Below are 13,293 nucleotides of genomic sequence, written 5' to 3' on the forward strand. Positions count from 1 at the left end.
CCCATCTCGCCGATCCGTAGCGAAGGCCTGCCTGGCAGGCTGATGCAAAAACCATGGTGTCCCCGATATCGCGCCGCTCGTTCATCGTCGGTCGTTTTTCTTGAACGTCAGCTGGTACTTGGCCAGCAGCCGTTGGAATGCCTCGTCGTCCTGCAAGTTCTGGAGCAAGCCGGCCATCTCATCGCGGGTGATCGGCGCATCCGGACGCAGCATCGCGTGCAGATGGTATTCCTGATCGATCCGACGGGAAACCAGCAGGTTGTCGCGCAGCGCCGGCTCCCTGGCGAACAACAGATCCAGGTAGGAGCGCGTGACCACGGCTATATCGGCACGACCGTGCAAAACCATTAGCAGATTGCTGTCGTGGGAGTAGGTCAGCGTGGCGGAGAAGCGTTTGAAGAGGTACTCGGGATCGGCATTGAAGCCGGCGAAACCGTAGTGATAGCCGCTGTAGAGCGCCAGGCGCTTGCCGGCCAGGTCATCGAAAAAAGCCTGCCCGCGCCCCGGCTGTTTGCGTGCGATGTAGACCTCGGCGTCGGAGGTGCGCATGTCGATGCCCTGGTAGCGCACGCCGTTCCAGCCCCAGTCCGGGTCCTCGAACAGCATCAGGTCATAGCGGCCCTGCTCCAGATCGCGGTAACGGCGAGCGGCCGACGTGGGCACGATGCTGAAGTGGAACCGCCCCTGGAGCCGGTTGAGCTGCGCCACCAGGTCGGGAACCAGGCCCTGGCCCTGCTCTTCGGGCTTTATCAGGTAGGGCGGGAAGTGGTAGCCGCCGACCAGTATTTCCCGGGGCCGTGCCGCTGACGCGCTGGTGCAGCAAAGGCACAACGCAAGCAGTACAACACCCGAAAACACAAGCCGAACGGCAGACATCGAAGCCCCGGAGAAGAGGAAACCCGCACGCTGGCAAGACTAGCTCAAGGGCCTTCAGACTTCCTTGATCACCAGCGACAAGGCTTCCTCGCAGAGCTGGTCGAGGGACATCGCGCCCTCGGGGCGGAACCAGGTGGTGGTCCAGGACAGCGCGCCGGTGAGGAAGCGCCGCAGGATGAAGGGATCGGCATTGAAGTAGCCCTGGGCCTTGGCCTCGCCCAGCACATCCAGCCAGAGCAGCTCATAGGCATCGCGCAGCTCGAGGATGTAGCGCTGGCCCTCCTCCGACAGCGAGCGCCATTCGTAGACCAGCACCGCCATCGCCTCGCCGGTGCCACCCATGATCGATTGCAGCTCGCAGCGGATCAGCGCCAGCACCCGTTCGCGCAGGTTGGTCGCATCGGCCAGGGAGGCCTTCATCAGCGCGGTGTTGTAGAGGATGGTCTCCTCCATCACCGAGCGGAGGATTTCGTCCTTGCTCTTGAAGTGATGGAAGATGCTGCCCGACTGGATGCCCACGGCGCCGGCCAGGTCGCGCACCGTGGTGCGTTCGTAGCCCTTGCTGCGGAACAGGTGAGCGGCGGTCTGCAGCAGCTTGCCGCGGGCGCTCTCGGGATCGGTCACCTGCCCGGTGGCCACCAGTTCGCGCATCACTTCTTGGGCTTTTTGGTCGTCCAGGCTCATCTATCCCCACTACCTCGGCTGCACGGCGCTTGCCCATCCAACTTAAGAATGGGGCGCAAGTCTCTGTCTTGATTCGTGAAATCTATGCTGCACCCGCCGCCCAAGCAAGCGCTTGGGTAAAAAACTGCTCGGGCATACTTTTCAACCAAGCGCTTGCTTGGTAATGTCACCAACACCTCCTTCGAGTGATACGGGCCCGAACAATGACTAGAACCGTACGCATCGGTTGCGCCTCCGCCTTCTGGGGCGATACCTCCACCGCAGCCGCACAGCTGGTGAACGGTGCGCCGCTGGATTACCTGGTATTCGACTACCTGGCGGAGATCACCATGTCGATCCTCGCCGGCGCTCGCATGAAGAAGCCCGACGAGGGCTACGCCACCGACTTCGTCGAGGTCCTGGCGCCACTGCTGCCGGCCATCGCCGATAAACGCATCCGGGTGATCAGCAACGCCGGCGGGGTCAATCCCCAGGCCTGCGCAGCCGCCCTCGCCGCCGCCTGCGAGAAGGCCGGCGTCACCCTGAAGATCGCCGTGCTGCATGGCGACAACCTGCAACCCAAGCTCCCCGCCCTGGCCAAGGCCGGCGTCACCGAGATGTTCAGCGGCGCGCCGCTGCCGCCCATGTGCGTCTCGGTCAACGCCTACCTCGGCGCGCCGGGCATCGTCGCCGCGCTGGAGCAAGGCGCCGATATCGTCATCACCGGCCGGGTGGTGGACAGCGCGGTGGTCAGCGCCGCCCTGGTGCATGAATTCAAGTGGAGCTGGAACGACTACGACCGCCTGGCCCAGGCCGCCCTCGCCGGCCACATCATCGAATGCGGCGCCCAGTGCACCGGTGGCAACTTCACCGACTGGGAGCAGGTGCCCGACTACGAGCACATCGGCTTCCCCATCGTCGAAGTCGAGGCCGATGGCCGCTTCACCGTGACCAAGCCCGCCGGCACCGGCGGCCTGGTGACGCCCTTCACCGTCGGCGAGCAGATGCTCTACGAGATCGGCGACCCCCGTGCCTACCTGCTGCCGGATGTGGTCTGCGACTTCACCCGGGTGCGCCTGGCCCAGGTCGGCGAGCACCGCGTCAGCGTCGAGGGTGCCCATGGCCTGCCGCCCACCGACCAGTACAAGGTCAGTGCCACCCACCCGGACGGCTTCCGCTGCACCGCCAGCTGCCTGATCGCCGGCATCGACGCGGTGAAGAAGGCCGACCGCGTGAGCCGCGCCATCATCGCCAAGACCGAGGAGATCTTCGCCGCACGCGGCTGGGGCCCCTACCGCGAGGTGAGCATCGAGCTGCTCGGCAGCGAGGCCACCTACGGGCCGCACGGCCGGAGGCAGGACAGCCGCGAGATCGTGGTCAAGCTGGCCGTGCGCCACGCCAAGAAGGAAGCACTGATCCTCTTCTCCCGCGAGATCGCCCAGGCCGCCACCGGCATGGCGCCGGGCCTCACCGGCATCGTCGGCGGGCGCCCGACCGTGTACCCGGTGATCCGCCTGTTCTCCTTCCTGGTGGACAAGGCCGCCTGCGACCTGGACGTGGAACTGGCCGGCGAACGCCACCCCGTGGCCCTGCCCGTGCTGGAAGCCTTCGACGCCGCCAGCCTGGCCGACGACATCGCCCCGCCCGCGCCCCAGGGCCCGGCAGAGGCCAGCGTGCCGCTGGTGAAGCTGGCCGTGGCGCGCTCCGGCGACAAGGGCAACCACAGCAACATCGGCGTCATGGCGCGCCAGAGCGACTACCTGCCCTGGATCGCCGAGGCGCTGACCCCCGAGGCGGTGGTCGACTGGATGGGCCATGTGCTCGACCCGCAGATCGGCCGCGTGGCGCGCTGGTACCTGCCTGGCAGCCACAGCCTCAACTTCCTCCTGGAGAACGCCCTGGGCGGCGGTGGCGTCGCCAGCCTGCGCATCGACCCGCAAGGCAAGGCCTTCGCCCAGCAACTGCTCGAATTCCCGGTCCCGGTGCCCCGCGCCCTGGCCGACAGCCTGAAAGGATAAGCACGCGATGGCCTACGATTCCGTGTTCAAACCCGGCCTGTTCAGCGGCCAGACCATCCTCGTCACCGGCGGCGGCAGCGGCATCGGCCGCTGCGTGGCCCACGAGCTCGCCCACCTCGGCGCCCACGTGGTGCTGGTGGGGCGCAAGGCGGAAAAGCTCGAAGCCACCGCCGGCGAGATCATCGAGGACGGCGGCAGCGCCAGCTGGCAGGCCTGCGACATCCGCGACGAAGAAGCGGTCAAGGCCATGGTCAAGGCCGTGGTGGCCGAGCGCGGCCCCATCCACCACCTGGTCAACAACGCCGGCGGCCAGTTCCCCGCGCCGCTCATCGGCATCAACCAGAAGGGCTTCGAGACCGTGGTGCGCACCAACCTGGTGGGCGGCTTCCTGGTGGCCAAGGAGGTCTTCCTGCAGAGCATGAGCAAGACCGGCGGCAGCATCGTCAACATGCTCGCCGACATGTGGGGCGGCATGCCCGGCATGGGCCACTCCGGCGCCGCCCGCGCCGGCATGGAGAACTTCACCAAGACCGCCGCCTACGAGTGGGGCCACGCCGGGGTGCGGGTCAACGCCGTGGCGCCGGGCTGGATCGCCTCTAGCGGCATGGACACCTACCCTGAATCCATGAAGTCGATGATCCGCTCCCTCAAGGACCACGTCCCGCTGCAGCGCATCGGCACCGAATCCGAGGTGGCGGCCGCCATCGTCTTCCTGCTCACCCCCGGCGCCAACTTCATCAGCGGCAACACCATCCGCATCGACGGCGCCGCCAGCCAGGGCACCCGCGCCTGGACCCTGGGCAAGGCCCGCGCCAGCGAGTCCTACAACGGTTTCCACCGGGCCTACATGCCCGCCGTGTTCAAGGACGAGGAGTAAGCCATGGCCGTCATCCACTCCGAACTGGACACCCAGGGCGAAGAGTTCGCCCGCAACCGCCAGGCCATGCTCGCCGCCATCGACAGCTTCCGCGATGTCGAGCGCAAGGTCCTGGACAAGGCCTTCGAGGCCAAGCCCAAGTTCGAGAAGCGTGGCCAGCTGCTGCCCCGCGAGCGCCTCAACCTGCTGCTTGACCCCGGGGCGCCCTTCCTCGAGCTCTCGTCGCTGGCCGGCTACAAGCTGCATGACGACAAGGACGGCACCCAGGCCGGCGGCGGCATCATCGCCGGCATCGGCTACGTGGCCGGGGTGCGCTGCCTGGTCACCGCCAGCAACAGCGCCATCAAGGGCGGCACCATCTCCCCCACCGGCCTGAAGAAAACCCTGCGCCTGCAGCAGATCGCCTTCGAGAACAAGCTGCCGGTGATCGCCCTGACCGAGAGCGGCGGCGCCAACCTCAACTACGCGGCGGAGATCTTCGTCGAAGGTGCGCGCGGCTTCGCCAACCAGGCGCGCATGTCCGCCATGGGCCTGCCGCAGATCACCGTGGTGCACGGCTCCAGCACCGCCGGCGGGGCCTACCAGCCGGGCCTCTCGGACTATGTGGTGGTGGTACGCGGCAAGGCCAAGATGTTCCTCGCCGGCCCGCCCCTGCTCAAGGCCGCCACCGGTGAGGTGGCCACGGACGAGGAGCTGGGCGGTGCCGAGATGCACGCCCAGGTCGCCGGCACCGCCGAGTACCTGGCGGAGAACGACGCCGACGCCCTGCGCATCGCCCGCGACATCCTCGCCATGCTGCCGTGGAACGCCCAGTTGCCGCCGCGTGAGCAGCGCCAGTGGCGCGAGCCGCTGTACCCGGCCAGCGACCTGCTGGGCCTGGTGCCGGCCGATCCGAAGAAGCCCTACGACGTGCGCGAGATCGTCGCGCGCATCGCCGACGGCTCGGAGTTCCTCGACTTCAAGAACGAGTTCGACAGCCAGACCGTCTGCGGCCACCTGCGCATCGAGGGCCAGCCCTGCGGCCTGATCGGCAACAACGGCCCGATCACCCCGCGCGGCGCCGCCAAGGCGGCGCAGTTCATCCAGCTTTGCGAGCAGAGCAACACGCCCATCCTGTTCCTGCACAACACCACCGGCTTCATGGTCGGCACCGAGTCGGAACAGCTGGGGGTGATCAAGCACGGCTCGAAGATGATCCAGGCGGTGGCCAACGCCACCGTGCCCAAGCTCACCCTGGTGGTGGGCGGCTCCTACGGCGCCGGCAACTACGCCATGTGCGGCCGCGGGCTGGACCCGCGCTTCATCTTCGCCTGGCCCAACAGCCGCACCGCCGTGATGGGCGGCGCCCAGGCCGGCAAGGTGCTGCGCATCGTCACCGAGGAGAAGCACGCCAAGGAGGGCAAGGAAGCCGACCCGAAGATGCTCGACATGCTCGAACAGGTCACCGCGCAGAAGCTCGACAGCCAGTCCACCGCGCTCTACGGCACCGCCAGCCTCTGGGACGACGGCCTGATCGACCCCCGCGACAGCCGCCAGTTGCTGGGCTACCTGCTGGACATCTGCGCGGAAGCCCAGCGGCGACCGCTGAAAGCCAACAGTTTCGGCGTCGCCCGTTTCTGAACCGAACGATCACGGTGCGCACGACGCACCCCAAGAGGAGAACGACAGGATGATCTTTACCCAGGAACACGAAGAGCTTCGCCGTACCGTCCGCAACTTCGTCGACAAGGAAATCAACCCGCACGTCGACCAGTGGGAGAAGGAAGGTCGCTTCCCCATCCACGACATCTTCAGGAAGGCCGGCGAGCTGGGCCTCCTGGGCATCTCCAAGCCCGAGAAATTCGGCGGCATGGGCCTGGACTACAGCTACTCCATCGTCGCCGCCGAAGAGTTCGGCACCATCCATTGCGGCGGCATCCCCATGTCCATCGGCGTGCAGACCGACATGTGCACCCCGGCGCTCGCGCGCTTCGGCTCCGACGAGCTGCGCGAGGAGTTCCTGCGCCCGGCCATCGCCGGCGAGATGGTCGGTTGCATCGGCGTCTCCGAAGTGGGCGCCGGCTCCGACGTCGCGGGCCTCAAGACCAGCGCCCGCAAGGACGGCGACGACTACGTGATCAACGGCAGCAAGATGTGGATCACCAACTCCCCGTCCGCCGACTTCATCTGCCTGCTGGCCAATACCTCCGACGACAAGCCCCACGTCAACAAGTCGCTGATCATGGTGCCGATGAACACCCCCGGCGTCAGCGTCAGCCCGCACCTGGATAAGCTCGGCATGCGCAGCTCGGAGACCGCCCAGGTGTTCTTCGACAACGTCCGCGTGCCGCAGCGCAACCGCATCGGCCACGAAGGCGCCGGCTTCATGATGCAGATGCTGCAGTTCCAGGAAGAGCGCCTGTTCGGCGCGGCCAACATGATCAAGGGCCTGGAGCACTGCATCGACGCCACCATCGAGTACTGCAAGGAGCGCAAGACCTTCGGCAACGCGCTGATCGACAACCAGGTCATCCACTTCCGCATGGCCGAGATGATGACCGAGGTGGAATGCCTGCGCGCCCTGGTCTACCAGGCCACCGAAATGTACGTGAAGGGCAAGGACGTCACCCGCCTCGCCTCCATGGCCAAGCTCAAGGCCGGGCGCCTGGGCCGCGAAGTCACCGACTCCTGCCTGCAGTACTGGGGCGGCATGGGCTTCATGTGGGACAACCACATCTCCCGCGCCTACCGCGACACCCGCCTGGTCTCCATCGGCGGCGGCGCCGACGAGATCATGCTGGGCATCATCAGCAAGCTGATGGGCATCCTGCCCGGTAAGAAGAAATGAGCCTGCCCGCCTGCGAAACCCTGCTGCTGGAGCAGGCGGGCGGCGTGCTCCACGTCACCCTCAACCGCCCGGACGCGCGCAACGCCATGAGCCTGGCCATGGTCGGCGAACTGCGCGCGGTGCTGGCCGCCGTGCGCCAGGGCGGTGACGTGCGCGCCCTGGTGCTGCGTGGCGCCGATGGGCACTTCTGCGCCGGTGGCGACATCAAGGACATGGCCTCGGCGCGCGCCGCCGGTGCCGAGGCCTACCGCGAGCTGAACCGTGCCTTCGGTAGCCTGCTGGAGGAAGCCCAGGCCGCCCCGCAGGTGGTGATCGCCGTACTGGAAGGCGCCGTGCTCGGCGGCGGCTTCGGCCTGGCCTGCATCTCCGACATCGCCATCGCCCACCAGGGCGCGCAATTCGGCCTGCCGGAAACCGGCCTGGGCATCCTGCCCGCGCAGATCGCCCCCTTCGTGGTCAAGCGCATCGGCCTGACCCAGGCCCGCCGCCTGGCCCTCACCGCCGCGCGCTTCGACGGCAACGAGGCGCTGCGCCTGGGCCTGGTGCACTTCGCCGAGGCCGACGACGCCGCCGTCGACGCACGCCTCGGCGCCACCCTGGAGCAGGTGCGCCGCTGCGCCCCCGGGGCCAACGCACGGACCAAGGCACTGCTGCTGGCCACCGAGGAACGCGAGCTGGGCCCGTTGCTGGACGACGCCGCCCAATGGTTCGCCGACGCCGTGACCGGTGCCGAAGGCGCCGAAGGGACCATGGCCTTCGTACAAAAGCGCAAACCGACCTGGGCCCAGTGAACACCAGCGGTGGATCGATAAAGCGCGACCCACCCTAAGCAACACCGTGGCACCCGTAGGGTGGATGTCGCTCTTCACATCCACCGCAACACCGAACACAACAGGCGGATCGACCCAACCCGATCCCCACGCAACACCGAGGCACCCCGTAGGGTGGATGTCGCTCTTCACATCCACCGCAACACCGAACGCACACAGCCCGGGCCCCGGACACCCTCCGGCCCCCAGCAGGAGCACGAAGATGCCCGCATTCAACAAGATCCTGATCGCCAACCGGGGCGAGATCGCCTGCCGGGTGATGCGCACCGCGCAAGCGCTCGGCTACCGCACCGTGGCGGTGTACAGCGAAGCCGACCGCGACGCCCGCCACGTGCAGCTCGCCGACGAGGCGGTGTGCATCGGCCCGGCCCAGGTGGCGCAGTCCTACCTCAAGGTCGAGGCGATCATCGACGCCGCCCGGCGCACCGGCGCCGACGCCGTGCACCCCGGCTACGGCTTCCTTTCCGAGAACGCCGAGTTCGCCCGCGCTTGCGAGGCCGCCGGCATCGTCTTCATCGGCCCCAGCGTCGAAGCCATCCACCTGATGGGCAGCAAGCGCCTGTCGAAGATCGCCATGCTCGAAGCCGGCGTGCCCTGCATCCCCGGCTACGAGGGTGCCGAGCAGGACGACGCGACCCTCGCCCGCGAGGCCGAGCGCATCGGCTACCCGCTGATGATCAAGGCCAGCGCCGGTGGCGGCGGTCGCGGCATGCGTCTGGTGCACGAAGCCGGCGAGCTGGCCGCGCAGATCCGCACCGCGCGCTCCGAAGCGCAGAACGCCTTCGGCTCCGGCGAGCTGATCCTCGAACGCGCGGTGATCCGCCCGCGCCACGTGGAGATCCAGGTGTTCGGCGACCAGCAGGGTACCCTCCTCTACCTGGGCGAGCGCGATTGCTCGGTGCAGCGCCGCCACCAGAAGGTGGTGGAGGAAGCACCCTGTCCGGTGATGACCCCGGAACTGCGCCGTGCCATGGGCGAGGCCGCGGTCAAGGCCGCAGCCTCGGTCAACTACACCGGCGCCGGCACCGTGGAATTCCTCCTCGACGCCGAGGGCCGCTTCTACTTCCTGGAAATGAACACCCGCCTGCAGGTGGAGCACCCGGTCACCGAGCTGGTCACCGGGCTCGACCTGGTGGCCTGGCAGATCCAGGTCGCCGCCGGCCAGCCGCTGCCCCTGGCCCAGGACGACATCCGCCTCGACGGCCACGCCATGGAGGTGCGCCTGTACGCCGAGGACCCGGCCAGCAACTTCCTCCCGCAGACCGGCGACGTGCTGCGCTGGGAGCCTGCCCTCCTGCCGGGCATCCGCATCGACCACGGCCTGGTGGAAGGCCAGCCGGTGACGCCCTTCTACGACCCCATGCTGGCCAAGGTGATCGCCTGGGGCGCCACCCGCGACGAAGCCCGACGCAAGCTGGTACGCGCCGTCGAGGATTGCGTGCTGCTGGGCGTCAAGGGCAACCAGCGCTTCCTCGCCAACCTGCTGGCCCACCCGGAGTTCGCCGCCGGCCACGCCACCACGGCCTTCATCGGCGAGCACTTCGCCAACGACCCGAGCCTCGCCCCGCAGGTGCTGCCGGCCGGCGAGCTGGCCGTCGCGGCCGCTCTGCTCTACCAGGCCTCCGCCCAATCCCGCGCCCACCAGCCCGGCCTCGCCGGCTGGCGCAGCGCCGGCAGCGCGCCCTGGCGCTTCGTCCTGCGCCAGGGCGAACAGAAGCTGGCGGTGGAGCTGGAAGTCGAAGCCAGCGGCCCGCAACCGCGCCTGCTGGCCCGTATCGGCGGACAGGCCATCGCCCTGCACCTGCTCGCCAGCGATGGCCGCTGGGCCACCCTGGAGCTGGACGGTATTCGCCGCCGCCTGGCCTACCACCTGGACGGCCCGCGCCTGTGGCTGCATGGGCGGCAGGGCAACGTCGAACTGCTGGACATCACCCACGAACCCGCCGGCGGCCAGGGCGGCGCCGGCTCCGGCACCGTCAAGGCCCCCATGGACGGCGCCATCGTCGACGTCCTCGTGGGCGAAGGCGATCGCGTCGCCAAGGGCCAACTGCTGGTGGTGCTGGAAGCGATGAAGATGGAACACCCGCTCAAGGCGGGGGTGGACGGCATCGTCCGCCGCGTCCAGGCCACCGCCGGCGACCAGGTCAAGAGCCGCCAGGTGTTGGTGGAAGTGGAAGAGCAGCTTGAAGCTTGAAGCCTGAAGCTGGAAGACAAGAGCAGGCTGGTGCGGGCGGGCTTCTAGCTTCTAGCTTCTAGCTTCTAGCTTCCGGCTTCCGGCTTTCATACCCGACAACAACAATTCAGGAGCACTGCAATGAGCCTTTCTGCCAAAACCCTGTTCATCACCGGTGCCAGCCGTGGCATCGGTCGCGAGATCGCCCTGCGCGCCGCTGCCGATGGCGCCAACATCGTCATCGCCGCCAAGAGCGCCGAGCCCCATCCCAAGCTGGCCGGGACCATCTTCAGCGTGGCCGAGGAGGTCGAGGCCGCTGGTGGCAAGGCCCTGGCCCTGCAACTGGACGTGCGCGACGAAGCCGCGGTGCGTGATGCCATGGCCCAGGCCGCCGGGCACTTCGGTGGCATCGACGTCCTGGTGAACAACGCCGGTGCCATCAAGCTGGTGGGCGTCGAGCAACTGGAGCCCAAGCGCTTCGACCTGCTGTACCAGATCAACACCCGCGCGGTGATGGTCTGCAGCCAGGCCGCCCTGCCCTACCTGAAGCAGAGCGCGGGCGGGCACATTCTCAACCTCTCCCCGCCGCTCAACCTCGCGCCCAAGTGGTTCGCCCAGCACGGCCCCTACACCGTCACCAAGTACGGCATGAGCATGCTCACCCTGGGCATGAGCGAGGAGTTCAAGAAGTACGGCATCAGCGTCAACTCGCTGTGGCCGCAGACCATGATCGCCACCGCCGCCATCGAGTTCGAGCTGGGCAGCCGCGACGCCTTCAAGCGCTCGCGCACCCCGGCGATCATGGCCGACGCCGCCCACGCCATCCTCTCCAGCACCGGCCGCAGCATCACCGGCCGCCTGCTGGTGGACGAGGAGATCCTCCGCGAACAGGGCCAGACCGACTTCGAGCGCTACCGCTTCGATCCCGAGGGCGGCAGCCTGGTGCCGGACCTGTTCCTCGACTGACGCCCGGGCCACGCCTGCCCCGTGCCGGACGCCGCGCGGGGCGGGCGTCGCTATTTGCCCATCTGCCCGGCGTTCCCCGCGCCACGGTCATACCGCTTTGCCCGAGCGGCTTCTACAGTCGTGAAAGCGCCATTGCCTGCCCACAACAACGACAAAGTGCGAGAGCCATGACCCAGGCCGATCTGATTTCCCCGTTCCGCTTCCTCGCCCGCCTCCCGGGCAATCTGCCACGTGTACCGCGCATGCTGCTGGGCCTGTACTACACCGGCATCCGCAACCGCGAGAAGTCGCTGTCCCTGGGCTGGGCCCTGGAGCGTGCCGCGCAGAAATTCCCCCAGCGCCCGGCGGTGATCGACGAGACCCGGCGCCTGACCTATGCCGAATTCAACGCCTGGGCCAACCGCCTGGCGCACGCGCTCAAGTCCGAGGGCATGTCCCACGGCAAGGTGGTGGCGGTGATGCTGGAGAACCGCATCGAGGTCCTCGCGCTGCTGGCGGCGCTGGCCAAGCTCGGCGCCATCGGCGCGCTGGTCAACACCACCCAGCGCGGCAAGGTCCTGGCCCACAGCCTGACCCTGGTCAAGGCCACCCATTACCTGGTCGGCGAGGAGCTGCGCGAAGCCTTCGAGGAAGTGGAGGCCGAACTGGGCAATACGAGCGGGCGTCGCTACTGGATCGACGACGCCGACACCCGTCGCGACCCGGGCCAGGCACCGCGCGGGTGGAACAACCTGATGCGCATGGCGGGCGAGCACAGCGCCGACAATCCGGCGGAAACCGCCAGGGTGCGCCTCAAGGACCCCTGCTTCTACATCTACACCTCGGGCACCACGGGCCTGCCCAAGGCCTCTATCCTCAGCCACGGCAAGTGGATCAAGGCCTATGGCGGCTTCGGCCACTCCGGCCTGGGGCTGACGGATAGCGATGTCTTCTATCTGACCCTGCCCTGCTACCACAACAACGCGGTCACCGTGAGCTGGGCCTCGGTGCTGGCCGGTGGCGCCGCCATCGCCCTGCGCCGCAAGTTCTCCGCCAGCAGCTTCTGGAAGGACGTCGCGCAGTACCGGGCCACCTGCTTCGGCTACATCGGCGAACTGTGCCGCTACCTGCTGAACCAGCCGCCCAGCGAGGAGGAACGCAACAACACCCTCACCTGCATGATCGGCAACGGCCTGCGACCGGCCATCTGGGCCGAGTTCAAGGAGCGCTTCGGCATCGAGCGCATCACCGAGTTCTACGCCTCCAGCGAGGGCAACATCGGCTTCACCAACGTCTTCAACTTCGACAACACCGTGGGCTTCTCGCCGGCCACCTATGCCATCGTCCGCTACGACCTGGAAAACGACCGGCCGGTGCGCGACCACAAGGGCTACCTGGAGAAGGTCGGCAAGGGCGAACCGGGCCTTCTGATCAGCGAGATCAGCGCCAAATGGCCCTTCGACGGCTACACCGACCCGGCCAAGAGCGAGTCGGTGATCCTGCGGGACGTGTTCAAGAAGGGCGATGCCTGGTTCAACACCGGCGACCTGATGCGCGACATCGGCTGCAAGCACGCCCAGTTCGTCGACCGCCTCGGCGACACCTTCCGCTGGAAGGGCGAGAACGTCTCCACCACCGAGGTGGAAAGCGTGCTGGGCGCCTTCGGCGGCGTCGAGGACGCGGTGGTCTATGGCGTGGAGATCCCCGGGACCAACGGTCGCTGCGGCATGGCCGCGCTACGCCTGGGCAGCGGTTCGCAGCTCGACGCCCAGGCCGTGGCCGCCCACCTAGACCGTGAACTGCCGCCTTACGCGGCGCCGCTGTTCATCCGCCTGCTGGAGGAAATCGAGACCACCGGGACCTTCAAGTACAAGAAGACCGACCTCAAGAAGAACGGCTTCGACCCCAACCAGGTCAGCGAACCGCTGTTCGTGCGCCTGCCCGGCGAAGACGCGTTCCGCCCCCTGGACAGCACGCTGCACCAGGCGATCCAGAGCGGGGAGTACCGCTTCTGACCCCACCCTTCGACGCGGGTTCGCGGGCCAGGGCTGGCAACGCGGAGTTGGGCCGGACGTAGGGTGGAT

10 protein-coding genes are annotated in these 13,293 nt (G+C 67.8%); 8 read left to right on the top strand and 2 right to left on the bottom strand.

Annotated elements, in window-relative coordinates; genetic code table 11:
* Positions 1–81: 81 nt before the first annotated feature.
* Together ACYJSS_RS10165 and ACYJSS_RS10170 are read right to left on the bottom strand one after the other, a co-directional pair.
* Complete coding sequence (locus ACYJSS_RS10165; protein ID WP_111262386.1) at positions 82–876, bottom strand: substrate-binding periplasmic protein; 795 nt, start codon at positions 874–876, stop codon at positions 82–84.
* Between the two features lie 54 nt (positions 877–930).
* Positions 931–1,554: a TetR/AcrR family transcriptional regulator gene (locus ACYJSS_RS10170; protein ID WP_197970226.1), complete on the bottom strand. Its 624-nt coding sequence runs from the start codon at positions 1,552–1,554 to the stop codon at positions 931–933.
* A 209-nt stretch (positions 1,555–1,763) separates the two neighbouring features.
* Between ACYJSS_RS10170 and ACYJSS_RS10175 the strand changes: the two genes are divergently transcribed.
* The 8 genes from ACYJSS_RS10175 (at position 1,764) to ACYJSS_RS10210 (ending at position 13,224) form a co-directional block, all read left to right on the top strand.
* Positions 1,764–3,557, top strand: coding sequence for an acyclic terpene utilization AtuA family protein (locus ACYJSS_RS10175; RefSeq protein WP_111262387.1), 1,794 nt, complete (start codon positions 1,764–1,766; stop codon positions 3,555–3,557).
* A 7-nt stretch (positions 3,558–3,564) separates the two neighbouring features.
* A complete protein-coding gene (locus ACYJSS_RS10180) occupies positions 3,565–4,434 on the top strand; it encodes an SDR family oxidoreductase (RefSeq protein WP_111262388.1) in 870 nt (289 codons plus the stop codon).
* A gap of 3 nt (positions 4,435–4,437) precedes the next feature.
* Positions 4,438–6,054: a geranyl-CoA carboxylase subunit beta gene (atuC, locus tag ACYJSS_RS10185; protein ID WP_111262389.1), complete on the top strand. Its 1,617-nt coding sequence runs from the start codon at positions 4,438–4,440 to the stop codon at positions 6,052–6,054.
* A 49-nt stretch (positions 6,055–6,103) separates the two neighbouring features.
* On the top strand, positions 6,104–7,261 hold the full coding sequence (gene atuD, locus ACYJSS_RS10190; protein ID WP_111262390.1) for a citronellyl-CoA dehydrogenase: 1,158 nt from the start codon (positions 6,104–6,106) through the stop codon (positions 7,259–7,261).
* Complete coding sequence (atuE, locus tag ACYJSS_RS10195; RefSeq protein ID WP_111262391.1) at positions 7,258–8,052, top strand: isohexenylglutaconyl-CoA hydratase; 795 nt, start codon at positions 7,258–7,260, stop codon at positions 8,050–8,052. The genes atuD and atuE overlap by 4 nt, the downstream gene beginning before the upstream one ends.
* A 241-nt stretch (positions 8,053–8,293) precedes the next feature.
* Positions 8,294–10,285 (top strand): geranyl-CoA carboxylase subunit apha, encoded by a 1,992-nt coding sequence (gene atuF / locus ACYJSS_RS10200; RefSeq protein WP_236205765.1) that lies wholly within the window; start codon positions 8,294–8,296, stop codon positions 10,283–10,285.
* Positions 10,286–10,405: 120 nt separating this feature from the next.
* Complete coding sequence (locus ACYJSS_RS10205; RefSeq protein ID WP_111262393.1) at positions 10,406–11,230, top strand: SDR family oxidoreductase; 825 nt, start codon at positions 10,406–10,408, stop codon at positions 11,228–11,230.
* Positions 11,231–11,397: 167 nt separating this feature from the next.
* Positions 11,398–13,224, top strand: coding sequence for a long-chain-acyl-CoA synthetase (locus ACYJSS_RS10210; RefSeq protein WP_236205764.1), 1,827 nt, complete (start codon positions 11,398–11,400; stop codon positions 13,222–13,224).
* The last annotated feature ends 69 nt before the right edge of the window (positions 13,225–13,293 follow it).

Source organism: Pseudomonas sp. No.21 (genome assembly GCF_054558415.1).